Origin of the sequence: Methanococcoides sp. NM1, from assembly GCF_900774285.1 — an archaeon.
GTDB lineage: Archaea > Halobacteriota > Methanosarcinia > Methanosarcinales > Methanosarcinaceae > Methanococcoides > Methanococcoides vulcani.
On record NZ_CAAGTW010000003.1, the window covers coordinates 161,022 to 186,589 of the forward strand.

At 43.6% G+C, this 25,568-nt stretch carries 27 protein-coding genes, 1 tRNA gene and 1 pseudogene; 5 read left to right on the forward strand and 24 right to left on the reverse strand.

All coding sequences use genetic code 11. The features are described from left to right. Positions 1-38: 38 nt before the first annotated feature. The 10 genes and pseudogenes from E7X56_RS04295 to E7X56_RS04340 all read right to left on the reverse strand — a co-directional run bounded on the left by E7X56_RS04295 (position 39) and on the right by E7X56_RS04340 (position 8,289). Positions 39-554 carry a gamma carbonic anhydrase family protein gene (locus tag E7X56_RS04295; RefSeq protein ID WP_135605181.1) on the reverse strand — a complete coding sequence of 172 codons (516 nt, stop codon included), beginning with the start codon at positions 552-554 and terminating at the stop codon, positions 39-41. A 253-nt stretch (positions 555-807) separates the two neighbouring features. Beyond that, the gene (locus E7X56_RS04300; protein ID WP_135605184.1) at positions 808-1,788 is read right to left on the reverse strand and encodes a radical SAM protein; all 981 of its coding nucleotides are present in this window, start codon (positions 1,786-1,788) and stop codon (positions 808-810) included. Positions 1,789-1,855: 67 nt separating this feature from the next. After that, positions 1,856-2,371, reverse strand: a complete 516-nt coding sequence (locus E7X56_RS04305; protein ID WP_135605186.1) for a DUF134 domain-containing protein — start codon at positions 2,369-2,371, stop codon at positions 1,856-1,858. Positions 2,372-2,673: 302 nt separating this feature from the next. Then, positions 2,674-3,420: a phospholipase D family protein gene (locus E7X56_RS04310; RefSeq protein WP_135605188.1), complete on the reverse strand. Its 747-nt coding sequence runs from the start codon at positions 3,418-3,420 to the stop codon at positions 2,674-2,676. A gap of 136 nt (positions 3,421-3,556) precedes the next feature. Then, a complete protein-coding gene (locus tag E7X56_RS04315) occupies positions 3,557-3,829 on the reverse strand; it encodes a hypothetical protein (RefSeq protein WP_135605190.1) in 273 nt (90 codons plus the stop codon). A gap of 51 nt (positions 3,830-3,880) precedes the next feature. Beyond that, positions 3,881-4,147: a hypothetical protein gene (locus E7X56_RS04320; RefSeq protein ID WP_135605192.1), complete on the reverse strand. Its 267-nt coding sequence runs from the start codon at positions 4,145-4,147 to the stop codon at positions 3,881-3,883. Between the two features lie 87 nt (positions 4,148-4,234). Further along, positions 4,235-5,998, reverse strand: coding sequence for a hypothetical protein (locus E7X56_RS04325; RefSeq protein ID WP_135605194.1), 1,764 nt, complete (start codon positions 5,996-5,998; stop codon positions 4,235-4,237). A gap of 280 nt (positions 5,999-6,278) precedes the next feature. Next, positions 6,279-6,858 (reverse strand): annotated as a pseudogene (locus tag E7X56_RS04330) (flavodoxin family protein). 133 nt (positions 6,859-6,991) lie between these two features. Further along, positions 6,992-7,333 carry a hypothetical protein gene (locus tag E7X56_RS04335; RefSeq protein ID WP_135605197.1) on the reverse strand — a complete coding sequence of 114 codons (342 nt, stop codon included), beginning with the start codon at positions 7,331-7,333 and terminating at the stop codon, positions 6,992-6,994. Positions 7,334-7,755: 422 nt separating this feature from the next. After that, a complete protein-coding gene (locus E7X56_RS04340) occupies positions 7,756-8,289 on the reverse strand; it encodes a J domain-containing protein (protein WP_135605199.1) in 534 nt (177 codons plus the stop codon). Between the two features lie 128 nt (positions 8,290-8,417). Here E7X56_RS04340 and E7X56_RS04345 point away from each other — a divergent pair, with 128 nt between their 5' ends. After that, the gene (locus E7X56_RS04345) at positions 8,418-8,690 is read left to right on the forward strand and encodes a hypothetical protein (RefSeq protein WP_167879442.1); all 273 of its coding nucleotides are present in this window, start codon (positions 8,418-8,420) and stop codon (positions 8,688-8,690) included. A 163-nt stretch (positions 8,691-8,853) separates the two neighbouring features. Here the strand turns inward: E7X56_RS04345 and E7X56_RS04350 are convergent. The 8 genes from E7X56_RS04350 to E7X56_RS04385 all read right to left on the reverse strand — a co-directional run bounded on the left by E7X56_RS04350 (position 8,854) and on the right by E7X56_RS04385 (position 15,912). After that, positions 8,854-8,941 (reverse strand) — tRNA-Leu (locus tag E7X56_RS04350). Positions 8,942-9,155: 214 nt separating this feature from the next. Continuing rightward, positions 9,156-9,386 (reverse strand): hypothetical protein, encoded by a 231-nt coding sequence (locus E7X56_RS04355; protein ID WP_244603395.1) that lies wholly within the window; start codon positions 9,384-9,386, stop codon positions 9,156-9,158. Between the two features lie 354 nt (positions 9,387-9,740). Continuing rightward, positions 9,741-10,646, reverse strand: coding sequence for an ornithine carbamoyltransferase (gene argF / locus E7X56_RS04360; protein ID WP_135605203.1), 906 nt, complete (start codon positions 10,644-10,646; stop codon positions 9,741-9,743). Positions 10,647-10,668: 22 nt separating this feature from the next. Next, positions 10,669-11,970 (reverse strand): phosphoribosylamine--glycine ligase, encoded by a 1,302-nt coding sequence (purD, locus tag E7X56_RS04365; RefSeq protein WP_135605205.1) that lies wholly within the window; start codon positions 11,968-11,970, stop codon positions 10,669-10,671. 610 nt (positions 11,971-12,580) lie between these two features. Then, positions 12,581-12,895 (reverse strand): cupin domain-containing protein, encoded by a 315-nt coding sequence (locus E7X56_RS04370; RefSeq protein WP_135605207.1) that lies wholly within the window; start codon positions 12,893-12,895, stop codon positions 12,581-12,583. Between the two features lie 27 nt (positions 12,896-12,922). After that, positions 12,923-14,542: a hydroxylamine reductase gene (gene hcp / locus E7X56_RS04375; RefSeq protein WP_135605209.1), complete on the reverse strand. Its 1,620-nt coding sequence runs from the start codon at positions 14,540-14,542 to the stop codon at positions 12,923-12,925. 268 nt (positions 14,543-14,810) lie between these two features. Further along, on the reverse strand, positions 14,811-15,356 hold the full coding sequence (gene pyrE / locus E7X56_RS04380) for an orotate phosphoribosyltransferase (protein WP_135605362.1): 546 nt from the start codon (positions 15,354-15,356) through the stop codon (positions 14,811-14,813). Positions 15,357-15,384: 28 nt separating this feature from the next. Further along, positions 15,385-15,912, reverse strand: coding sequence for a CDP-2,3-bis-(O-geranylgeranyl)-sn-glycerol synthase (locus tag E7X56_RS04385; RefSeq protein WP_244603396.1), 528 nt, complete (start codon positions 15,910-15,912; stop codon positions 15,385-15,387). A gap of 259 nt (positions 15,913-16,171) precedes the next feature. On the opposite strand from E7X56_RS04385, the gene E7X56_RS04390 reads away from it, so the two are divergent. The 4 genes from E7X56_RS04390 to ccsA all read left to right on the forward strand — a co-directional run bounded on the left by E7X56_RS04390 (position 16,172) and on the right by ccsA (position 18,838). Beyond that, on the forward strand, positions 16,172-16,663 hold the full coding sequence (locus tag E7X56_RS04390; protein ID WP_210409243.1) for a rubrerythrin family protein: 492 nt from the start codon (positions 16,172-16,174) through the stop codon (positions 16,661-16,663). Between the two features lie 124 nt (positions 16,664-16,787). Then, positions 16,788-17,321 (forward strand): cytochrome c-type biogenesis CcmF C-terminal domain-containing protein, encoded by a 534-nt coding sequence (locus E7X56_RS12055; RefSeq protein ID WP_244603397.1) that lies wholly within the window; start codon positions 16,788-16,790, stop codon positions 17,319-17,321. An 18-nt stretch (positions 17,322-17,339) separates the two neighbouring features. Next, a complete protein-coding gene (locus tag E7X56_RS12060) occupies positions 17,340-17,774 on the forward strand; it encodes a hypothetical protein (RefSeq protein WP_244603398.1) in 435 nt (144 codons plus the stop codon). Further along, on the forward strand, positions 17,771-18,838 hold the full coding sequence (gene ccsA / locus E7X56_RS04400) for a cytochrome c biogenesis protein CcsA (protein ID WP_135605213.1): 1,068 nt from the start codon (positions 17,771-17,773) through the stop codon (positions 18,836-18,838). The genes E7X56_RS12060 and ccsA overlap by 4 nt, the downstream gene beginning before the upstream one ends. A gap of 66 nt (positions 18,839-18,904) precedes the next feature. On the opposite strand, the gene alaXM is transcribed toward ccsA, so the two are convergent. The 6 genes from alaXM to cfbE form a co-directional block, all read right to left on the reverse strand. Continuing rightward, positions 18,905-19,609 carry an alanyl-tRNA editing protein AlaXM gene (alaXM, locus tag E7X56_RS04405; protein ID WP_135605215.1) on the reverse strand — a complete coding sequence of 235 codons (705 nt, stop codon included), beginning with the start codon at positions 19,607-19,609 and terminating at the stop codon, positions 18,905-18,907. Positions 19,610-19,670: 61 nt separating this feature from the next. After that, a complete protein-coding gene (gene endA / locus E7X56_RS04410) occupies positions 19,671-20,726 on the reverse strand; it encodes a tRNA-intron lyase (protein WP_135605217.1) in 1,056 nt (351 codons plus the stop codon). Further along, entirely contained in the window at positions 20,723-22,195 is a 1,473-nt protein-coding gene (cfbB, locus tag E7X56_RS04415) for a Ni-sirohydrochlorin a,c-diamide synthase (RefSeq protein ID WP_135605219.1), read from the reverse strand. Before cfbB ends, endA begins: the two co-directional genes overlap by 4 nt. Positions 22,196-22,209: 14 nt before the next feature. Continuing rightward, a complete protein-coding gene (gene cfbC / locus E7X56_RS04420) occupies positions 22,210-23,004 on the reverse strand; it encodes a Ni-sirohydrochlorin a,c-diamide reductive cyclase ATP-dependent reductase subunit (RefSeq protein WP_135605221.1) in 795 nt (264 codons plus the stop codon). A 15-nt stretch (positions 23,005-23,019) separates the two neighbouring features. Further along, positions 23,020-24,135: a Ni-sirohydrochlorin a,c-diamide reductive cyclase catalytic subunit gene (gene cfbD, locus E7X56_RS04425; RefSeq protein ID WP_135605223.1), complete on the reverse strand. Its 1,116-nt coding sequence runs from the start codon at positions 24,133-24,135 to the stop codon at positions 23,020-23,022. Positions 24,136-24,164: 29 nt separating this feature from the next. Then, positions 24,165-25,559 carry a coenzyme F430 synthase gene (gene cfbE / locus E7X56_RS04430; protein WP_135605225.1) on the reverse strand — a complete coding sequence of 465 codons (1,395 nt, stop codon included), beginning with the start codon at positions 25,557-25,559 and terminating at the stop codon, positions 24,165-24,167. Positions 25,560-25,568: the final 9 nt, after the last annotated feature.

The following is a 25,568-nucleotide window of genomic DNA, read 5'->3' on the forward strand; positions in this document are numbered from 1 at the left end:
GGATCTGTTCAGATCAACCGATCAAAATATGAACGGAATTATTCCTTTTGCTGCTTCTTATATTCCGCCGCCAGCTTCACATATTCTGCTGCATTTTCCTTGATCATGGCAACATCCTCAGGTGTGGCTTCCCTCCTGACCTTCCCGGGAACCCCTGTGATAACGCTGTTAGGAGGGAACTTCTTTCCCGGAGGAACTAAGGCATTGGCACCAACGATTGAGTTCTCTCCGATCTCAACCCCGTCAAGAACTGTGGAGTTCATGCCTATGAGGACATTGTTCCCGATCTTGCAGCTGTGCAGGACCGCTCCATGGCCTACGGTTACGTCGTCACCGATCTCGACTGCCAGTGGGGGGTCGGTGTGGATAACTGTATTGTCCTGAATGCTTGTGCGGTTCCCGATATGTATCCTGTCCATGTCTCCCCGGATGACCGCATTGAACCAGATGCTTGAATTGTCACCTACAATAACATCTCCTATGATCTCTGCAGAATTCGCAACGAAAGAAGTTTCAGCTACAAGAGGTCCCTTGTCCTTGAATTTTGATAGCATGTTTGTCACCTGATCAAATCGTTCTGTTCTATTTGTGGAATATCGGGCTATTTAGTCCTATAGATTGCAGCAATTTCGTCTTAAGAATAATATATGAACTCCGATCTATGAAACTATTTCCGATGTTTGTATACTATCGTATAATGAACGGGAGATATAGTGATCAAAAGGTTCATTGCATGGAGTTGTATAGGATGCAATGCACCTCCGGAGGAAAATATATCTCCCGACAAATTGCAAAAAGCTAAAAAAGTTATGTTGGGCGATAGTAAGTCCCGTTCTCAGATAAGATCTCAGTGACCTTCTGCTCCTCGATCAGGCCATCGATTATCGGTTTTAGCTCCTCTTTATCAATATCCAGAGATTGAACGACCTGCTCAAATGTACAGGGTCTTCGGAGTATGAGGTCATAGACCTCGTCCGCAAGGTTCTCATGTTTTATGTTCGACCTCTTTCTTTTCAGGCCTTTCAGTACCAGTCTTACTCTTTCCCTTCCCAGTTCTTCATCGAACTTCTGTGCGATCTCCTTGAGCCGTGTTTCAGATACCGGGACAATAAAATCCTCAGCAGGTGGGCGGCTTGTGGTCAGTACCTCGATCTCATCCGGATCGATGTACCTGAGAACTTCGGCCAGCTTATCGATTTCCTGCTCGCTTGAATTTGTAGGATAGTCATTACTCGAGTCAAGTAGCATGACCTCTATGGCAACCTTCGGACCTTTCATTTTCTGCAGTTCTCTCAGGCCTTCGATGATATCCTGAAGTTCGATCCCGGGTGCAGGTCTGTTGATGGCCTGGAAAGTATCTTCATTTCCTGACACCAGTGTAGCAACCACAAGATCTGCTTTTGATAGGTTCTTCCTGACATCCTCTCTGTTCATGAGGGACGAATTCGTGATCACACAAACGGGAACATCGCTGATCTTCCTTATCTGGTCGATCATGTTACCCAGTTCCAGGTTCAGTGTAGGTTCACATGTTCCTGAAAATGTTATGTAATCAAGATCATCCACTTTCTTGTGGTAGTTAGTGATGCCATCGATCACTTCTTCAGTTGTTACAAGGCCTGTAGCTTCTGAAGGGGTTGATATTTTCCAGTCCACATGTCCAAGCTGACAGTAGACGCAATCGAAATTGCAGTTCTTCCTGAACTCGCCCTTTTTGATCACATCAATTCCAAGCGATCTTCCAAGCCTTCTTGAAAGGATTGGTCCGTAGATGATTCTTGATTTCATTTTGATCACATTTGTTGATGGCACTCTGTTTTTTCTGTGTGATTCCGCAGTTTACTGTTCTGCCTGATCATTTCCTGATCATAGGTTTTCCGCATTGCGGACAGGTCATCTGGGCACAGGGAACCCCTGGCTGGTGAGTTTGTTCATAACCACAGCTCGTACACTTGCATTCTCCTCCGGGTCCGGCAGTTCCTGCACCCATTCCTCCGCGGAATCCTCTCTGTCCCCGACCTTGACCCTGATTCTGTCCTCCGACTGGTCCCTGACCCATCGGTCCTGTTCCGTCCTTTCCTGGCATTGTATAATCTCCTCCTTCTACTCGAATTGATTTTCCATGTACGAGAGCATCTGCAATCTTCTGCAGTGTTCTCTGGAGCGTCCTTTGAAAGGTAGACTGGTGTATTTCCATTGTTTGAGCTGCATTGTCCTGTTTCATTTTTTCAAGATAGCTCAGCCTAAGGGTTTCCAGTTCATCAATGGTTATGTTGACCTCTTCCAAATCTTTCAGGTAAACACCTGATGGTTTGAAATGCCTTACATTGTGGTCAAAATTAACCATTCTCCTTTTTCTCGGGCGTCCCATAGTTATGCATTATAATGCATAATGTAGATAAAGGTTTTGGATTGTAGCCTGAGGACGTATTGGTTAATGGGAGAATGTTTAATGTGGGTGGGGTAGGGGAGGTGCAGATCTTACCCCTGCACAGCACGTTGGGGATATAGTTATCTCCAAAAAACCGAACTCTTACAAATAATTGCTGAGGATGGGATACTTAAAGCAATTTTCGTTACAATTTAAAGAGTGGGTGTTATTCAAAAAATTGTGTTTTCATCTTCATATCATTTAATGACTTTAGAAGATGAAACTATAAGCTAATGTGATGTTTACATCGGGAAATTAAAATCCTTTTTGTGTTTTTTGTAGCAATTGTAACAGGTCGGTTTCATCTTCGAAGATTCAGTTGTTTTACCACAAATATGGCAATATTTTTCTTTGTATTCTTCATTCTTGTATTTATTCCAAGACGTGAAACATTTTTTGCAGTATGGATACATTGGATCTAACTTTATCTGATCTTGGCAACGAACACAAAAGCCTGTTTCTGTTTTGTTCTTATTACCATTCATCTTAGCAGAAACGTGTTTCTGTTTTGTTTCCACTTTTTTGTCTTCTTTTGATTCTACTTTCTCAATCGTTATTTTAAGTTCATCACTCATTTTGAATATGTCCATAGCCTCAATATAGATCTCATGATACAGTGAAGGATCATTCTCTTTTGAAGCATAAATTCCCATTTCGTAATTATTAACTTGGGAGTATTCATAAAGATTCATTGATGTTATTATTGCTTCCTTTTCGCTAAGATAACATTTTGCATGCAGGTCTTTACAGAAAGCTAGGCGAACAGAAACCAGTTGTTTAATCCAATTATTTTCGTCTGGTTGAAGTTCATTTTTTCCATAAATAATTTTTATATCAGTTGTCCTTTTTCGGTCTTGGTTTTCGATTAAATTTTTTATTTTTTGATTTATTTTTAAGAATGGACTTATTAATACGATTTCATGATCTGCATTTTTTATTAATTGATTTAATTTATATGAAGTCCCTTCTGTATTTAGAAATTCAACCATTCAATTCACCTGTTTTATTTTTTAGTAAATACTACATTAAATATTATATATTTATTTGATTCGTAAAGTATCAATCAAAGTTATCCAAAATAGAAACAAGGTACACAATAAATACATTTGTTGAATACAAATATTTTTATCTATTAGACATGGCAATATACCAACTTATTCCAGCAACTACTGAACCCACAAAAGGCTGAACTATTAACTGAGATAAGGAAGTTGGTGGTAAAGCACTATATATAAAATATTCCAAAAAAGCATTCATAAAATTATCCGTAAATATTTCCGAAACGGTATTGAAAAATGTTAGTATTGTCCCACCAAATATGTACATACTTCCATATCCAACGGCTGATGTAAACGGTGTCTTAACAACATATTTTAAGAATCCAAGTTCTAAACTCAAATAATCCCCCCATATTTCTAAAATATTTTAGCTTGTATATTATTTAAGCATTTAGTTTTCAACCACCCTCCTCACAGCAGGAGTATACAAATTAACATCCCCTGTTTCCCTTATTCTTTTCTTTATCCCCTGAAACGTACTCCTAGAAACACCCAACGATTCAGCCTGCTTTTGAGAAATACTAAGAATCCTCTGCATGATCTCCTGCTTATTGATAAAAACCTGAGCCTGCTTCACATTCAATTCCTGCTCATCAATACTATTAGCTTCCTTCCCAATGTAAACAACACCATCAACATGAATATACCTGCGTTTCATCTGTCTAATCTCTTGTTGCTATCCAGCGCCATAAAAAAAGAAACCGGATGGCCAAAATGCCACCCAGCATTAATTCACAAAAAAATCTTAGAACCCAAGTGCCATCCGTATAAGCACTATCAATCCAACGAACAGGTTAAGCACGATCAGTCCACCGATCACCATGGCACCCAGCTTGATCTTTCCGGTATCCATATCCAGGAAGGAAAGTGCATTCTGGATGGAATCCATTGTGTCATTTGCTTTTGAAAGGGTTTCCTGGGATTCCGTCAGATTCGCATTCAGGTTGTCAAGTAGCTGGTCTATGCGTGGCTGCTCTTCTGTCCTGACGTTCTTAAGCACTCCGTGAAGTTCATCCAGTGTCTTTGGGATTATTCCGGGCTCTTCCACCCACTTATTTGATAGGAGCTCGTACTTCCTTTCAAGCTTCAGGGACTGCCTGTAGTAAAAGGTCTTCTGCGCTTTGAGTAGGTCGTAGTTTCTCTGATAGCCATCGAACTTTGTGCTTAAGGATGCAGATATTATGGCACCGTGTGGCTGCATCGACATCATTGAGTATTTAGGACCCTTCGCAACAGCCCTTTTCATGCTTGAAATAGCTTCCATGCTGGGTTTTGCTATTTCGGGAGTGTAAGTGGCTGCTGCTGTACGCATTTCACGTTCTTCAACGGCCATATCTCTTGAAATTTCCCTGTCAATGTCCGTTCCGGTAGTGCTTTCCGCTCTCCTGATGAAATGATCGTCAGTTATCTTTTCATGCCTGATGGCTGTACCTGTTCTTTCGATCTCGGCTCGGTGTGGTTCTTCCTCTTCGATGAAATGATTGTCAGTTATTCTTTCATGTCTTATCGCCGTATCCGCTCTTTCAATATCGGTTCGACCTTCTTCCTCTCTGATGTCTTCTGCACGACCTCTTTCCCTTGCAATATCCTCGGCACGTGTTCCTTCTCTTACAATATCGTCCCGGTGAGGTCTTTCCGTTGCAATGTCTTCGACATAGGGTCCTTCCTTTACGATATCACCTGCATGGATATTTGCTCCGGCAATGGATATGGATCCCATGTTTATGTCGAATTTCTTCTCCGGGAAAAGTTCAATGACATTTGCAAGCTGGGAAGTGACCGTATCCTTCCTTGCGATCAGTCCTTCATAATACTGCTTATCCTTCTGGATCATCTCCAGCTGTCCCTGTACGCTGGGGCTGAGGTCGGCTATTGAAACCGGTACTTTCCTTTTCGTTACAAAGAGTTTCTTGACTTCCTGAAGCACTTCTTCGCTAACTTCCAGGTTATCATCAAGGGAATCAAGTATGTCCTCGAGCATTGGCTGTTCAATGGTATTGAAGCGCTCAAGTGCTTCTTTGGCATTGTAGATACCATTGGCAAGGACACCCGGCTCCTGATAGAATATGTCATGGATCTCTTTTCTGACAGCTGCAAGTCTTGCCATTATCTGGAACTTCTTAATGACATCCTGCATATCGGAAAGCATGTCCCAGAAATCAAAGCTGAAATCGGTTACGTCTTCAACTCCCATTTCGGCAAGCTTGTTCTTAAGACGGGTCTCTTCCTGTCGAAGTGCATTCAGCCTGTCCTTTTCCTCATCCCAGAGATCATCTTCATCCCTTGGTGTCATTCTTCTTATTGTCAGCAGCTCTTCTGCTTCCTTAAGTGTTGATTCGAGCTGCTCCCCTACAGCTTCAATGGTCGAACCAATGACCGCAAGTGCCAGTCCTGCTTCTTCGGCTGCATTTCCGGCAGACTCTGCCGCATTACCTGCCTGGTAAATAGCTTTCCCGGCAGTGTATAGACCGCCTGTACAAACACCCGCAACGACATCAAACCATCCCATAACATTGCCTCCTATCTTAAGATCGATCTACAGAATACAACACAAATTCTTTGTCTAACTACAAAATAAAATAATACATTACAGCATCTGCAAGTATCCTGTTTTTACTCCCCGGTCAAGATTATGACCAGTTTAATTTTATATGTCTCTTGGAATATATACATTGCCGACAGTAACTATAAATTTCAACAAGAATTATAAAAAAGTTATCAGATGATATATTTACGCATTATAGTCAAAAAAGTAAAGCTGAATGACCGAGTATGGTCAAGTTCAGCCATCAATCAGTGATCTTATTCAGGAGCCATGCCATGTTCTGCCCGAGGGTTTCCATGGTATGAACGCCTTCTTCATCTGAATCCACATCGCCAGGCATGAGTCCCAGTCCCACGTTCCAGTAGCTTGAGCCCGGGATTATCATTTCAGATATCGTGAAGAAATGGTTGATGGAATCAAAAGCATGGATTCCCCCTGCTCTTCTTACAGCCACTACAGCTGCTCCGACCTTGCGTTTGAAAAGCTCTCCATTTGCTTTACCAACGAATCCAGCCCTTTCGATCAGGGCTTTTGTTTCTGCACTCAGGTCTGCAAAATATGTCGGGGTTGCAATTATGATGCCATCGGCTTCGATCATCTTTTCAATACATTCATTGATAATGTCATTCTCAATGACACAACGCTTGTCCTTTTTATCAAAACATTTCATGCAGGCAGTACATCCACGAACGGCATTACCACCAAGCTGGACCATTTCTGTCTCAATTTCTTCCTTCCTTCTCAAGTTCTTCCAGTACATGTCCGACAAGGCGTGATGTATTCCCTTCTTTTCTGGGACTTCCATTGAATGCTACGACTTTCATTATTTTCCTCCGGGTTTTCCGAAACAAATGGAATTAACAATATGATACGAACAAATTGACACGAAATAGGATCAATTAAAAAAAGAAAAAGTAAGTGGCTTTACTATCGATATACTATCAGTAGACTGATAATTTAATTTTTAGCCTTCCTCATACTTTTCATCTTCTCAAGCTCAGCCTCAAGTTCATTGATCTTCATTTCATCGATCTTATCTGAAAGGTTTTCCAGTTCCTTATCTGCCATCTGGATCGTGCCGTGCAACTTCTCAATGATATTCTTCTCCAGATTAAGCCTCTGCTTCTTTGTTTCGCTCACAAGGTCTTCAACAAGCATTTTTCCTTCTTCTTTGCTCACTGCACCTTCTTCGATCTTTTCCTTGACGAAATCCTTAATTCTCTCTTCGGATAGTGCTGCCAGTCCTGCACCGATCAAAGCTGTTGCCCCTAACAGCCCCATTTTCTTCATCTTGTCCATTTATTTTCACTCCCACTGTTTATTTATAATATACTTTTGAGCTTACTTTTTATTTTATTAAAGCTGTTTATCGGGTTCTTGCAGGGTGCAATAGGTTGGTTGTAACACAAATGATGGCCACACCCCATCTGCTAGATTGTGATTTCTGTATCATATCCATTAGCCAATATTTCAGCATAAGTGCAAGCGTCAATATTTTACTGATTCAGAAATCCTGCAATACCCCTAATTGCATTTTCCCGTTAGAATAAAAAATGTGTTCAATTTAATATATATTTATTGGAAGATCTCAAGGTAGATCTGTTGAGGAAGAAGGTTATTGATCTACTTTGTACCCGTTGAAACAGCAAAACTCGAAATCATCGCATAATTAAACGATAAGCATTGAAATAATTTTCAATGCATTGAGGGCTGAAGAGATCTTATGTTAATTCTCTCTTCAGTATCTTATGTGCAATATTTAGCTTCTTGAATTTCTCAGTGTCTCCAGTTGGCATATCCGGGTGCAACTCTTTTGCCATCGACTTGTATTTTTTATTAATGATCTCAAAATCGGTTTCATCATGGTCACAGTCAAAAAACTCTCGCGCTTCTTTGCGCTTATTATAAACATCTGAATCCTCTTTGAACTCTAAAATAAAATCGGATAGTGTTTTTTCCTCAGAAAGGACCCTATTTACCTCGATCTCAATTACCTTGGATAGGACATGAAGATTTTCAACATATTTACTTTGCAGGTTATGGCTGTAATGCATTCGATGGTCTGATAGGTACCAGGTTGCAGAAGCTTTAGCTTTTTTCATTGCTATACGTTCAAGAGGGATATCAATGTCATTTTCGTTAACACCAATCCTTCTTAAAACCGTAACAATATTATTCTTAAATTGCATAGCTCTTCGATTGCCAGCGTCCTTAATAATGATCGAATCGATTTCGTGTCCTTTTATTTTTACCATTTAATTCACTCATTTCCGTTTTTGAAGACTGCACTAGTACTATGCTCCTTTATAAAATCATATGCATATTCTGGGGTATTATTGGTGCTTAAAGCCAATAAAATTTAAAGAGAGTGGGGGCAAAAATCATGGTAAAATATCTTGTAGAATCACCACACACTGAGGAGGAATGTCCGAAAGCGGTGGATGAAGTGCTCGCAATGGGAACTGACGTATTGAAACAGTATGATTTCGGTTGCATGGCTGGCGAACACACAGGCTGGGTTATTTTAGATGCTGAAAATGAATCAGAAGCTTTAGAAGTTGTTCCCAGTTTCCTGCGTAGTAAAGCACGGGCAATCGCGTTAAACAAGTTTACTCCTGAGCAGATTAAGAAATACCACGAGGAACATGACGATTAATCTGCAATTGATCTTTTTGAGCTATCCCTAATTTCTTGCCTACTACAAAATACGTATTGGTGATTTGGGGTAAACGCATTATTTTACTTTTATTCTCACAAAGATTAAGTAATTATTTTAAAAATCAGGTTTTTTTTGTTTTATCTATATCCAAAAAAAGAATTGGTGCGAGAGAAGGGATTCGAACCCTTGTACTCCTACGAGACTAGGCTCTGAACCTAGCGCCTTTGGCCTGGCTGGGCAACCCTCGCAATGCGGATAGCCAATAGTAGTGTTTTTCATTATTAAGCGTTGTGGTTATGGGAATCTGTTGGCTTAATTTGATTGCCTGGAACCAATTATAGAAAGTAGAAAATCCGTTCTTTTCTTTATGATCTAAAGAAATATAGTTATTTTTAGAGAACTAGACCTTTGATATTGAGGAAAAAAAGAAAAAGAGAGGGGTGTAAGGTGTTACATCCACTTTTAGTCTGTTTCAAGAGCTACAAGGGAAAGGCCTAATTTCTTTTCCAGCTCTTTTACTTCTTTGATAGCGTCATCGCTGAGAGCTGCATATTTGGTACCCTCTTCTGAAAAAGCAATAAGGGTTACACCCAGCTTTCCTTCTGCAGCACCAATAGCGTCCATATTTTCTTTACTTAATTTTGAGAATGTCCACATATCTATCACCAGTACTACGTTATACTTTATGGGCAATATACCTAACCCTGAATTTAGGAAGTTGCATGTATTATTTATTTTCTTATAAGTTAGAAAAGTCACAACTGAAAACTTTCAATATTGAAAAAAGAGCCGGGGATCCTTTCAAAGCAGTTTCGGAGGTTGTCTTGAATACCCCGGTCTTCAACAGAGTCAATAAAGGAGTCGATCAAGAGAAGAAGAAACAGGAACTCTTGATCTAATATATAGGTTGTTGTCGTTCATATATAGCCTAATCCACTTCTAATCGGCGACTGATATGTAAAATGGAATGTGGTCTCAAAATGGACAACGGCTTTAAAATTGTACAAAGCCTTTTGAATGGCTAAAAAAAAGAAGGTGGATGGCATATCATGCCATCAGTTTCAGGATAAGGGCCTTCTGTGCGTGCAGGCGGTTCTCTGCCTGGTCAAATACTACGGAATGAGGACCTTCCATGACCTCTGCTGAGATCTCCTCGCCTCGATGTGCAGGCAGGCAGTGCATTACGATCACATTGTGTTTTGAGAGGCCGACCAGTTCGGAATTGATCTGGTAGTCTGCAAGGTCGCTTAGCCTTTTCTCCCTCTCTTCCTCATCACCCATGGATACCCATACATCGGTATACAAAACATCTGCGTCCCTTGCGGCTTCCTGCGGATCGTTCGTGACGTTGATATTTCCGCCCAGTTCCCTGCCCTTTGCCACGATATCGGCATTTGGTTCATAACCTTCAGGGCATGCGACAGCGATCTCCATGCCAACGAGGGCACAACCGAGGATAAGTGAATTACAGACGTTGTTACCGTCACCTATCCATGCGAACTTCAATCCTTTAAGGCGGTTCTTGTACTCGCGGATGGTCAGGAAATCTGCCAGGATCTGGCATGGGTGTTCAAGGTCGGAAAGTGCATTAATGACCGGTACCTGTGAATGTTCAGCCAGGTCCTCTACGGTCTTGTGGCTGTTCACCCTTGCAGTGATCCCTGCAACATAGCGGGAGAGCACTTGGGCAGTGTCTGAAACGGTTTCACCGCGTCCGATCTGTATATCCCTTGAATTAAGATAAATGGAGTGTCCACCAAGATCGCTCATGGCAACCTCGAATGAAACCCTTGTTCTTGTGGATGATTTTTCGAATATCATCGCAAGGCTTTTGTTCTTAAGCAGGTCTGTGACCTTTCCGCGTACCCTCTTCTCCTTGAGGTCTTCTGCCATATCAAGGATCTCGATGATCTCATCGGATGTAAGGTCGGTTATTGATAGTAGATGTTTCATGTTATCAACTCAGGTTTGAGAGTTAACCACGGATCTCTTCCATGTGGTCTATTCTTCTCTGGATAAGCTCAGGCTTTCCAATATCACTTCTGAAATGGAGGTCTCCAATAATGTTCTCAAGTGCATTCTGGGCGATCTTCTCAGCTTCATCGATGGTGTTCTCGATACCCACAACAGCTACAGCCCTGGAACCGGTTGTATAGACTTTTCCATCTTTCTCATATACACTTGAATAGAATAATATCGCATCACCGATATCGCCAACGACGACTTCCTTGTCCTTTGTCGGTTCGTCAGGATAGCCTGCAGGTACCGCATACTTACAAACAGTTGCCTTGTGAGCGAATTTCACTTCAAGTTCATCAAGTGTTCCATTGGCAACTGCGGACATGACATCCACCATGTCGGTATCGAGGAGTGGTAGTACGTTCATTGCCTCCGGGTCACCGAATCTGGCATTGAACTCGATGACCTTTGGTCCTTCCTTTGTAAGGATGAACTGCCCGTAAAGGATTCCTTTAAATGGTGTGCCTGTTGCTTCATGGAGTGCTTTCACGGTTGCCTTCATGATCTCCCTTGCAGGTTCGATATCATCAACATTCATGAAAGGAAGAAGCTCATCTGAGTTGGAATATGATCCCATTCCACCGGTGTTTGGTCCAAGGTCGTTCTCAAAGGCACGTTTGTGGTCCTGCACACATGGTGTGAATGCAAGGTTCTTTCCATCAACAAATGCCTGTAATGTGAACTCCTCACCGATCAGGTTCTCTTCCACAACGACATTGTCACTATCAAGGAGTGATCTTGAATACTCAAAAGCAGCCTTTGTGTCAGGCAACTGGTCACCCATGACCTTGACACCTTTGCCACCGGTAAGTCCTGCAGGCTTGATCGCAACGTTGCCTAATTCCTCAATATATTCCTCAAGTCCTTCCTCACTGGAGAATACCTTGAATGCAGGACAGCCTTCGATGTTGTTGTCCCTCATGAAATTGCGTGCCCATGCCTTGTCGAACTCGATACGTGCGACATCTTTCCTGGGTCCCACTGCTCCGATCCCGACATCCTCAAGGGCATCCGCAAGACCGGCTGCAAGAGGTGCTTCCGGCCCGATAAACGCGATCTCTATGTTCTTTGATCTTGCGTACTCGACTACCTTTTCCACTTCTGTCTCTTTAATCAAAAGGACATCTTCGCACAAGCTGGCAATTCCCGGATTCTTCTTTGCCATCACTGAGAACATAGTGGGTTTGCGTTCACTTCTTGCAACAGCATCTGCAATAGCATTTTCTCTGCCGCCGCCACCAACGATTAGAACATTCATCTGTATAACCTCATTTGATCAAAAAATGTATCGATATTAATAATAAATTTATTTTATTATATTATTGAAAAATAACGTTGATCTGTTTATTTAAATCTATTAAGGGAGCTAGTTTTCTTTGTATTAAATAAATAGTTTCCGACATGGTTGCTTTGTTAATGTCTGCATTTCGTTAATTTGGGCTGATATCTCCGCTTCATTATAAAAAACAATCGAATCATCGTACATTTCTATCTAATGAAGTCCAATAGCTTTCTAATTAAATCTGGAGTGAACACGAAATGGTTTCCCGCAAAAACTGTTCATACTCAAAGCCGCTGTATATGGTGCCAAGATCTGTTTTCTCTTGAGGAGAATACAGATACACGGTCTGTGCTACGTTGGACAACAATACCACCAAAAACATGACCATAAATATGACCATAAATATGACCATAAATTATCATCTATGGAACAATCCTCGTATAATAGTATATAATGGTAATATAAGCGTAGGCGAGATAACTGTCTGATATTAACTAATTACAAAAGAATCAGATCGTAAATTCAACAATAAAAAAAAATCTAGAGGTCTTCTTAGATTTAAGACTGACCTCTACATATGATTTCTTCACTCTTTCAGTTTTACAACGAGGAAACGGAACAGGCTATCACTTTCATTCCTCAATAAATGAGGTATTGCTTTCGGGCTTTCGATAAGCATATCCTTTGAGACCGTTTCTTCCTCATCTCCGATCACAACAATCCCGGTCCCTTCGAGCACATAGAAGAACACGTTCATTGGTGTTTTGTGTAACTTAAGGGCTTCTCCGGGTTTAAGCTCAAGGTGTACGACCTGTGCCTGATCGGTATCAAGGAGTCCTTTAGCAAGTACTTTGTGAGGGTTTTCTTTCTCAGGTGCTTTCTCCAAATCTACAATTTTCATAATTTCCTCGTCTCCATTAATCAATGTTTATTTTAAGAGTCTCTCCATATCCTCTTCTACGGTGGTGTTCAAAGTTATGTTGAACTCATCGACCAGCACGTTGAGGACATTCGGTGACACAAAGGCCGGAAGCTTTGGTCCGAGGGTAATATCCTGTATTCCAAGTCTTAACAGGGCAAGCAACACAAGGACTGCCTTTTGTTCGTACCATGCGATATTGTACGAGATCGGTGCTTCGTTAACATCTGTAAATCCAAGTCTGGACATAAGTCCTTGTGCAATGATGACCAGTGAAAATGAATCATTACACTGTCCTGCATCCAGTACCCTTGGAATTCCATCAATGTCCCCAAGGTTAAGTTTATTGTAGCGATATTTCGCACATCCGGCGGTAAGTATGACAGTATCCTTTGGCAGTGCTTCTGCAAAATCCGTATAATACTGCCTGTCCTTGTGGCGTCCGTCACATCCTGCCATGACAATGAACTTCTTTATCTTGCCTGCTTTGACGGCATCAACGACCTTGTCTGCAACAGAGAGTACGGAGTTGTAAGCAAAACCGCCCATGATAGTTCCCTCTTCAAGTTGGACAGGGGGTTCGCATTTCTTAGCCTGTTCGATTATCGCTGAGAAATCTTTTTGTCCGTCCTTTCCGGTAAGATGTGCAACCCCATCAAAACCAACTGAACCGGTAGTGTATATTCTGTCAAGATATGTATTCTTTGGAGGTACGATACAGTTAGTTGTCATCACTATAGGTCCGTTGAAGCTTTCGAACTCCTTTTTCTGATGCCACCATGAACCACCATAGTTCCCGACAAGGTGTTCGTACTTTTTAAATTCAGGATATGAGTTTGCAGGCAGCATCTCACCGTGAGTATAGACATCGACACCGGTTCCCTCAGTCTGATCCAATAGTTGTTTCAGGTCCTTTAGATCATGACCGCTTACGAGAATTCCGGGATTGCCTCTTGTTCCAATATTGACCTGCGTAGGTTCTGGATGTCCGAATGTAGTGGTATTTGCCATGTCAAGTGTTGCCATTACATCAAAACCCTTTTCCCCACATCTTAGGACCAGTGACATGAGGTTCTTATCAGTTAGGCCGTCATCCGTAGTTGCCACAAGGCCTTCTTCTATAAATGAATTAACTTTTTTATTGGTATGCCCAAGCATCATAGCATGATGTGCATATGCTGCAATTCCTTTGATACCAAAGATCAACAGTTCTCTTAATGATCGGATATCTTCGTTCTCTGTTGCAAGTATGCCGGTATTCCTGTCCTTGAGGTTTTCAGGGTTCAAAGTTGCGATCTCGGGCAGATCGTTCTCATCAAGTGCATTGTTATCCAGAAGTTTCTGCTTGATCTCATCCTGAAGCTTGAATCCTCTGTCAATGCGGTCCTGAATTCCGGTCGCTCTGAAATCGGTATTCGTTATGGTTGAGAACAGTGCATCGAACATAAAATCATCAGTGCTCTCTTCAGAAATGTCTGCCTTTCTTGCTTTCTGGTTGTAGAATGCAATGCTCTTAAGCACATAGATGAGGTCGTCCTGAAGGTCTGCGACCTCACCTTTCTTACCGCACATTCCGTTCTTTGTGCAGCCTTCTCCGTTCATTGTTTCTTCACACTGGTAACAGAACATTTTATCACCTTTATTTTGTAGGTCGTTCGGTCAGTAGGTAGAGGGACTCATTAGCTCTAAATTATGGTCAGTGTCGGTATATTTGAGATACTGGTATTTATAAAGGTAGTTTCCACTTTGATACTTCAAAACGAATACTGCTAAGCCCACTCCGGTATAGGCTATGTAGCTGCATCTATTTATAATGCGAACAGCAAAAATTTATAATGTTAAATCAAGTCAAAAAAGGCTGTTGCAGCAGTGCAAATTCACTACTGCAGTTATATTTTCAGTTATCAGCAAGCAGATCACTTGCACGCACAAGAGGGATCAGCTTAACATCGATCTCATTGAGGTTCTCTGTTGCACCATCTTCACGGTCCACAACAGTGATCACTTTATCAATGATACATCCGGCTTCACGTATGGCACCGATGGCCTCCAGAACGGAACCACCACTGGTGGTCACATCTTCAAGCAGGATGATCCGGTCACCTTCTGTAACATCACCTACGAACCTGCCGCCGGTACCATACTCTTTGGCAGATTTGCGTATTAGCAGGAGTGGCATGTTCGTCTCAAGAGATACGGCTGTGGCGACTGGAACGCCACCCAATGCCACACCACCAACAATATCGATGTCCATTTCCTTGATCTTTGCAGCAGCCTGCTTTGCAATTATCTTCAATGTGCCCGGGTCGGAACTGGCTTTTTTGATGTCGATATAATACTTGCTCTTCTTTCCTGATGCAAGTGTGAAGTCCCCGAACTTGACAGCCCCGCAGGCTTTGAGTGCATCTATAAGCTCTTCCTTATCGTTTGATGATGTTGTCATTGTGATCCTTTCCTTTTTTCTGGTGTTTTCACCATGGTTCTTTCTTGACACCCATGAAATATCCTATGACATTCGTCACAAGGTGGAGCAGGGGCGTGATGATCAGTATAACTAATATGATCTTGAATGTGAATTGTTCGGAGAACCAGTAGGGTGATGCAAGGTAGGCAAATAACCATGCTCCCATGACGAAATCAAGCTGGTCTACAACAGGTAGCGGAGCTCCGCGTTTTAATCCCATACGCCGCTTGAAGAAGCTCATGAACATATCCCCGAAAAGGGAACCAAAGGCAAGCGCGAACACAACGATGGTAGAGTTCAGTCCACCTGTTCCGAATGTGGGAAGTTGTGCTCCCAGTATTACCGGGTAGCTTTCGATCAGTCGCATCTGTAATAGTCCTGCGAGAGTGCCGCATATAAGCCCTGCAAAGAAACCGCGGAAGGTCTTTCCATCTCCAAGGATTCGTCTGCCGTCGGACATTGTTTTTCCTCCATCGATGGGCCTGCCGCCTCCAAAGACAGCTGCAAAAGGATTTGGAATATATGCAGGAAGCATTAACCATATTGCAAGAACAATTAGCTCGATCGTGTTATCAACTCAGTAGGTTTTGCTCTAATCTGCTTCATTGCTATATAAAACCAACTCTAATATCCACTTCTATTTCTTTCTCTACCTACTTCTCTTCCTCTCTTTTTTCCTTTCTTCCTTTCTTTCTTTCATTCACTCATTCTTCTTTAGATTCTTCCTTCCATTAATCATATATTTGATATGTACCCAGTTATCTTGCAATATAGTAAAAAAGTGGAGGCATATTATGAGTACAATGGAAAATCTGAAAGAAGCGTTTGCCGGCGAGTCAATGGCAAACAGGAAGTACCTTGCTTTTGCAAAAATGGCTGACAAAGAAGGCTTTTCACAGATCGCCAAATTGTTCAGGGCTGCAGCTGCTGCAGAAACGGTACATGCTCACAATCATCTGAGGGTCATGGGAGAGGTCAAGAGCACTGAAGAAAATCTTCAGGAAGCAATAGCTGGCGAGACCATGGAATTCAGCGAAATGTATCCTGCCTTTATAGAAGAAGCAGAAAAAGAAGGCAATAAAAAAGCTGTCCGTAGCTTTGATCTGGCAAATCAGGTCGAGAAGGTCCACGCTGAACTCTACCAGAAAGCCCTGGACAATATGGGTAGCAATGAAGAAGTTGACTATTATGTCTGTGAAATCTGTGGATATACTGTAGAAGGTGAAGCACCTGAAAGGTGTCCGGTATGCGGAGCCGTACATTCAAAGTTCACGAAGGTAGACTGAATCAAAAAGCGAGTTTCTTTAAAGGCGGGTCATTACCGTCTTTTAGCTTTTCTTTTCCAGAGAAATGTAATGATCCGGGATAGTACCGATACATATTTTAATAGAAATTACAATTGTGAATTCCATGAAAGAAAGCAAAGACCTCGTAAACAGCAGCAACATCATGCTGGCAGCAGTATTGACCATGCTGCTCCTTGCTGCTCTTATAACAGTGGGCATGCTGACCCCACTTATAGTCAGGCTGACCACAGGCGTTGAGATGGGCATGACTGCTGAGTATTTTAACAACAGGAGTGCTCTTCCCACAGCAGCCCTGGTAATATTGCTTACGATGGGTTTGCTTTATGGTTATTTCGATGCTAAGAGAACGTTGTTCGTTGGTGGTCTCACAGTGGCGATCTCCATTGCATTTGCTTTTCTATCTCCTTTTGGAAACCTTCCTCTTGATTTGGCCGTGCCTGTGGTGAGCATGGCTCTGGTCGCTACATCCTATAAAATATATATGTCTCTGCAAAGGGATTCCCGTGCAATGAAACTGCGCAGTGTCAGTGCACATGTGATCCATCTCGGGATCATTCTGATCCTCATAGGGATCGTTGCCAGCAGTAATTTGAAAGTAGATGGTTCTGCTGTGGTTTCAATGGATTCTGCCGGTTAGTTCGAAGGGCAGAACTATATGGTTTCGATGACCGGAATGGATTCCACTTTCGAAGGCTCCCAATATAAGCAGTATTCTGGTTCTTCCTATGCAACCTATGTGGATTTCGATGTCTACAAAAAAGGCGTTTATTTTGATAGCGGACAGGTCAAATACATCACCGATTTCAAATGGGGTCAGACGTACACAACCACCTACGTACATCGCGGTATATTCGAAGAATTGTTCATCGCCCCCAAAGCACTTAACGAGACCAGTGGCGAGGTCAGCATATATGTGAGAACGGTACCGTTCATCACATTCATCTGGGGTGGCCTGTTCCTGATGCTCGCCGGTATGATAGTTCTTGGAGTGATCGATTATTCAGCTGACGGAAAGGTAACAACTCCTATGGCTAAGATAAAAGGAACAAGGAAAAAGGCTTCAGAAAGCCGGAAGGGGGGGAAGAAATGAACTTTGGAATGATCCTCATATGGATGGCCTTCATTCTGGGTGCCGGCTCAGCGATATATTCCATCATCCATCTGCGTACAAATAATGCTAATGCAGGTTCACTTTCCAGAAAGCTTGAGTTGGGCTGCACCGCGGTCATTACACTCGCCATCCTGATGCTTACCTACTACCTGCTAACGGCATCAGCATCCTATGTTTATGTCTACATGCATTCAAGCATCGACCTTGAATTTGTCTATCGTCTTTCCGCATTGTGGGCAGGCCAGGAAGGTTCATTCCTGCTCTGGACATGGTTCACCCTGCTGATGCTTCTGGCAATGCAGTATACAGGCCACACAAAAGAGCTGTCCGATACCAGGCTAATGAACATCACACGTGCAATATGCCTGTGCATCGTTACAGTTTTCCTTATGTTGCTGGTATTGAAGAATCCGTTCTCCATGTATTATGGGGATGTAGGTGCATACGTCGAAATTTCCAACTGGAACCCATTTGTATCAGCATACCCGCTTGTGGACGGACAGGGTATGAACCCGCTTCTGAGAAATCCCTGGATGGCAGTCCATCCTCCGGTACTGTTCCTTGGCTATGCAGCTTTTACCCTTCCATTTGCAGCTGCCTTTGCTACACTGCTAATCGATGATGAAAGATGGATCAAGATATCAAGGGACTGGATGAGGATAGCATGGTTTTTCCTTACAGCAGGTATTGGTCTTGGTGGCTTCTGGGCATACGAGGTCCTTGGATGGGGGGCATGGTACTGGACATGGGACCCTGTGGAAACCTCATCATTGATCCCATGGATAACTGCGACTGCTTATCTTCATTCCCAGACAAGGGTCCAGCAAGGGGAATACAGGTTCCTTGCGCCGATGCTTGCAGTGGTGTCTTTCATACTGGTCATATTCGCGACATTTGTTACCCGCAGTGGGATGTGGGTGTCGGTTCATTCGTGGCAGGACTTTACTCTCGAAGGCATGATTATCGCAATTTTCCTGCTGGTACTGCTTGGTTCAAGTCTTGTACTGCTTGTGAGAAGATACTTCGAGGAAAATGATGATTGATGTTAGTATAATGGCGAAGAGCACCGAGGAAAAATGAAGGGCAAAATAGTCATCCCAAAAAAGTGATCAGGTGAATCTGAAATAGATCCTCCTGTTGTTCTTTCCTTTATTCTCTGCCTTGAATATCTCTATGTGTGGGATCTCTCCGGTATTTCGGACATGTGTTCCGCCACATGCCTGATCATCAACATCAGGAATTCTGATCACACGTATTTCTTCTATCTCTGGAGGGAATGCATCCCTGAGCTTGACCACGGAAGGTATTGCAAGTGCTTCTTCTCTTGGAAGGATGTCGATTTTCACATCCAGTGCCCTGTCGATCACGTCGTTGACCTTTGCTTCGTATGAGCTGATCTGGTCCCTGTCAAAGTTCTCCAGATTGAAATCCACACGTGTTTTTTCCTCTGCGATCTGGTTTCCGGATATCTTCGCACCGGTCTCATTGTGTATGATGGCACTGAGAATATGGGATGCGGTATGGTAGTTCATGAACAGGGTACGCTTGTCCCAGTCAATGATCCCCTTTACCTTATCTCCTTCTTTTAGTCCGGGTTCGCTGACCTCATGGCTGATCTGCCCATCGAACTTCCCCGTGAAGACAACCTTGTATTCCTTCCCTTCATTGATCAGAACTCCGGTGTCATGCGGCTGACCTCCGGATTTTGGATAAAAAGCAGTCCTGTCAAGAACAACGAATTTGCCGTCCTTCACACTCGTCACAGTAGCTTCGAATTCTTTGACGTAACAGTCTTTCAGATAAAGTGCTTCCATAGCAAATGATTCGAAAAGGTACTTAATAAATGTTATTTTGGAAAAGTGATTATGAAGATGATCACATCTTCACTCTTCCGATATCGATGTAGTCGATACCAGCTTCTGTAGGAATTGCATATAGCATGCTTTTCCTGACACTGTTCGCAAGGCGGATGGCCCTTGACATTAAAGGCAGTGCAAATTCATGGTCTGACGGAATTGAATGTACCAGATATTCCGAGTGAGGTATCTTTGCAGGTGATTCCACCTGTGCATAAACACGGAAATGACTGCCGAACTTAAATCCTGTTTTCGGCACGACTCCCTTCTCACGAAGGTCTGTGTATACACTGCTCTTCAGGAGAAACTCGGGTTCGATCTTCGAAGCGATCTCTGTGAACGACTCGCTATCCAGTGCATTATCCTGACGGTCCATGATATTGATCACGTTGTTTTGCATCAGGTAGCGTGATTCCACAAGTGAAAGCTGTAGCCTTTGCTTATCAAGTGGTTTGCCATAGAAACCATTTTCAAAGAGCGTGGTGGATGCGTCCTCATCCCAGATTATGACCCTGTCCTCAAGGAACGTGGCATCGGCAGTGATGTCCGGGTAAAGCGTATCTCCCATTCCTCCTTTTATCCTCGGTCTCTTTACCTCGTAGAACGTGATGTCACTTTCTTCATCCACGATCGCAAGTATCATCTGTTTGCGGACATTTTCCGCTGCATTCAGCGATCGAAGGAGGTCCTTGAGTGGCATTGGTATCCTCTCAGACCTGACATAGACGAACTGTTTTGCAGCACCTTTTCCAGGATGGCTTCCACGCGGGTAGACCCGGAAATCAGTAACTCCGGGCTGGACGTAGAATCCTCTTTCCCTGATGTCCTTGTAAACAATGTACTTTAGCTCGAATGCTGGCTGCAGGGTTGATGCTGTCTTGAATAATCCGGCAAAATCAAGCACTTTGCCCTCATTTTCCACTTTGATCTTCCCGCGGTATGCAAGATAGGCAGCTTCAATAAGTGTAAGTTCCAGCCCGTTGTCCTTGGGCCTGCCGTAATAACCTGTATTGTAAAGTTCGTTTATTGCTTTCTTCTCTACAAGTACACGGTCTTTGATTATCTCTGCTCTCAAGCTTTTTCACTCCTGTATTTTGCTGCCGAGTCCACAAAAGATGTGGCAAATTCCCTGTATGAAACTGCTTCCAGATGGGCATATGCTCCAAGTGTATTATTTGTGATCAGGCCATCCCATCCGTCTTTTATCCCGGTTCCCCGTGAAAGTTTTATCGCGAACTTTGCGTCGGATGGTATCTCAGTTATCTCGGAATGGTGGAACTCATGTCCGATGAACGAATTTCCGGATTTGCCAATGATCGTATCCACATCAAGTGCTCCGATATTGTAGCTGACCACACGTTTGTGACCCATCAGTGAATGGCCGGGAAGTGCTCCCACCATCTCATGTGTGGACTCTGGCATTTCTGCCATATGGTAAGTTCCCTCGTCCTTAACGCCTGTGGTAATACGCTCTGTAAGATACATCAGGCCGCCGCATTCCCCGTATATGGGAAGTCCGTTCTCGGATGCCTGTTTTATATCCTGCCTCATGCTCTCGTTTGCTTCCAGCTCGGAAGCGAAAAGTTCAGGATACCCGCCTCCAAGATAAAGGGCGTCTACATCCGGTAGATGGCTGTCATGAATAGGGCTGAAATACTCGATCCTGGCTCCTGCAAGCTCCAGAAGCTCAAGATTGTTATGATAGTAGAAGTTGAATGCCTCATCAAGTGCAATTCCGATCACGGGGGCTTGACCTTCCAATTTGCGTGATGTGAACACGGAAGTTTTCGGTATTTCCACGGCTTCAGCCTGTCTTGCAAGCTCCAGCACTTTATCGATGTCTATGCCTTCAGATACCCTCTTTTCAATGGCAGCGATACGCTCATCAAGATCATTTATCCGGCGTCTCTCTTCAATGGCCGGAACAAGTCCCAGATGACGCATGGATATCTGCATTGCATTGTCCCTTGGGATTATTCCCAGCACAGGGAGGCCTGTGAAGTGTTCCACAGCTTCCTTTGCTTTGCTGGCATGTCTCATGCCGCCGATGTTGTTCAGTATCACCCCGACGATGTTGACATCAGGATCGAAGTTCTTGTAGCCGTTGACAAGGGCGGCGGCAGAACGTGTGATACTGCGGGCATTGATTATCAATATGACCGGGCAGTTAAGCATCTTGGCTATCTGGGCAGTGCTCCCGATCTCACCAAGGCTTTCCAGTCCTTCGAAAAGTCCTCTCACACCTTCGATAACAGCGATATCGGCTTTCCCATCGACCTCGCATGCATGTGTGAACACATCAAGTACTCCTTCCTCTTCCATGAGGTACCCGTCAATGTTGCGTGCCCGCCGACCGGTGATCTCGGAATGGTAGCTTGGATCGATGTAGTCAAGGGCGACCTTGAATGGCTGCACACTGTAGCCTCTTGAAGTGAGGGCTGCAAGAAGTCCTGCTGTGATGGTGGTCTTGCCTGAAGATGACCTGTCGGCTGCCAGGAGAATTCTTGGCATGTCCATTTTTCTGTCCGCTGTTTCTGCTGGCATGAGATGTTCTCTTTTTACCTTGTAAGTTCTCTAAGGCGTTCATCGTCAAGGGCTTTTGGCATGACCGAAGTGTCCCTTTCCATGATGGCCTTTGCAAGTTTGCGATAGATCTGTGCTATATTGGAATCCGGTGCTTTTTCTATAACAGAAAATCCATCCCTTTCGCAGTCCTGCACTATCTGTTCCTTTGGGATGAATGCCATAAGCTCGCTTCCGATCTCTGCTGCGAACTTTGTGACTATCTCCTCTTCACGGCTGACACTGCGGGAGTTGCAGATTATTCCGCTAAGTGGTGTGTTGATCTTTGCAAGTCCTCTGCAGATGTTGTTCGCTGCATAGAGGGGCATGTATTCACCGGACGTCAGGACGTAGGCTTCCTTCACAAGTCCCTTGCGTATAGGTGCGACAAAGCCGCCACATACGATATCTCCGGGGACGTCATAGATGATGAGGTCCATTTCATTAAGTGATTTTGAGATCTTCTTAAGGGTCTGGATGGCAACGATAATACCACGTCCTGCGCATCCTATTCCAGGCTCAGGACCGCCGACTTCCACGCATTGTACGCCTTTGTAGCCTTTAAAGATCACATCTTCTTCTTTCACATCGACCCCGTCACGCAGAAGGTCTAGAATGGTTGGTATGCGCTTGCCTCCAAGCAATGTGATGGATGAGTCGCTCTTTGGGTCACAGCCGATGATCATTACTTTGTATCCTTCATCTGCACAGGCAGCTGCAACGTTGGATGCGGTACTGGATTTACCGATACCGCCTTTTCCATAGATAGCTATTCTTTTATGTACGTTCATCTGTGAATGCTCCGTTTAAAGTGATTCCTTTGCAACTTCCCTCAATGTGGCTCCGAACTCTGATTCTACGATATGGTTGACACCAAGTGTCTTCGGATGAAGGTCGATCTCCACGAGCACATGTTCATGTCCAAGTTCCTTGAGAGGCAGTACCTGTCTTGGTCCGTTGGTGACAGAGATGATCTCCATGTCAGAGAGATGGTCCATTGGTATGGCGTGTGGAACTCCGGTGATAACAGCAAAGTCATAGTCGCTGTATTTCTCCTGTATCAGCTGGTCTATGGTAGTTCCTGCAACCGGATACTCGTCCAGGCCGCCAATGATCTCATGGACCTTCAGACCTTTTTCCTCAAAGTCCTTCATAATGCACTCTGCATGATGGCGTACCCTTGGAAGTCCCAGGTTCTGGTCGATGTTAGCCATGTTAATGATATTATCAGCTTTGCCAAGTTGCTCAGCGACCTCGTTCACAGCAAGTGTGATATCTGCGAACATGTATCCGGTCTCTTTCTTGGCGTTCATGATGGTAATTCCACGTTTTCCTTCTTTAAGCAGCTCGATGATCCTCTGTGCTACCTTGTACTTCACATCACCACGGGATGGTGCAAGGTATTCCTTACTTGCAGCACCATGGCGCAGTTCAACATTGGTCGCTTCTTCCAGAAGGTGCTGCTGTCTCTTGAATTCCTCCCTGTCGATGATGCCTGCATCAAGGGCAGATTCCAGTGCAAAGAGCACACCTTTAGTGTTGTTCCTGTATCCTGCATGAACTTCCACTTCAATTACAGGTACATCAAGATTGGCTTCCATTACAGGTTCATGCATTTCCTCGCCTATGATCATGCTTGCACAGGTACCCACAACCCCGATGAGCTTTGGGTGGAACATATCGTTTACCTTATGGAGTATATTGACAAGTGCATCATGTCCTCCGAAAACGAAACCAGTTTCATCAAGGGCTGTTGTTACAACATGTATCCCATCCTCTTCCAGCAATCTTGCGTGCTTGAAAGAGCATCCCGGCGGACCGTGAAGTATTGCAACATCAACGTCCAGGTCCCTCAAAGTATACAATGCGGCCACGATGGAGCTTGGTCGTGGGTGTATGATCGAAATATTCTTGTTGTCCATGACAGTTCCTCATTTTTCATTGATTCGTTTTATCTGAAACATTTAACACATAATATAATTATATCGCCAATACTGGTATATTGCAAAGCTGCGGATAGTCCGTCCTCAAATGATCCTGCATAATATGCGTCATCATATTTTATATCACGCATCCGGTTTCCTACCAGTGCAACTCTGTCCAGAGATCTGCCATTTTTCAGCAAGAAGTCAGATACATCTTCAGGCGGAAGGCCTTCACATACCTGTTCAGCTTCCTCTCCCAGAACCACGACGAGTTTCCCATCGTTAGTGTCTGATGAAATACCGGATGCATAATCAAGAGCTCTTTTTACAGATCGGATGTCCATGCCCGAATTGGAATTATCTATCAGTATCCTGCCTTCGAGTTCTCCTCTTACCATCCTTCCTGTAAGGCCCCTGAACTTTCGGAATGTATCAATGATGTGCTTATCTTCAATTCCCATGGCAAGTGAGATGGCAGTGGCAGCGGAAAGTGCAGTTCTATATGCGGAGAGGTCGAATCCATCCTCCATGATCGCTTCTATTGTCCGGTCCTTTGTGGAAATGACAACACGGTTGCCGCATATCTCAAAATCCACATCCGCAGTGGTCTTGTTAACATCACTGGACCTGTTTCCATCACTAAATGTGATCACTTTAAGGTCCTTCTCTGCGGCTCTTTGCAATGCTTTTTCAGCGCTGAGGTTGATGACGGCAAGGCTTCCGTCCTTTGCGTTGTCCAGCATTTGCAGTTTTGCATCGCTTGCAAGGGCAGTATTATTTGCTATCCCGTAATCCTGTTCAAGGGATGTTATGACACCGATGTCAGCACATCCTGTGCCGCCTATGGATGTCTCAAAGATGAACACTTCCGGTCGGATATTTTCCTCTTCTATCTTTCCGATAGCAGAAAGGATACTTCCGGGAGCTATACTGAGGCCTTTGTGAATGATGGTCGCAACACCGTCCTTCCAGTGTTCCAGTCCTCTTGATGTGTGGAGCACGACATCCATACTTCGTGAAAGGATGTCTGCAAGGATCGAAGCTGTACTGGTCTTGGCTTTTGTACCGGTCAGCTCGATGACCTTTGAACCCGAAAGCCTGCCACTTTCCAGAATAAGTTTTCCAACCATCGTATGATGGGTAATGACAGTGTTCCCCTTTTCCTTTGCACTTTTCAGCACATGGTATTCGGGATTCAGATGCACAGGTGAAACAATTGTTTCTGCAGGTTTAAGTTCAAAAGTTTCATTTGAAGAAAGAACAGGGAATATCTGCTGCAGGTCAGAAATTGTCGCATTGTCCAGTGTATCATAGACATCAATGGCACGAACATTGTGTCCAAGTCGCACCATTTCTTTTGCAATTGGTATGCCGGCGTGCGTCAGGTCGAGCACGACAGTTTCCCTCTGGCCTGCAGTCATATTCTATAT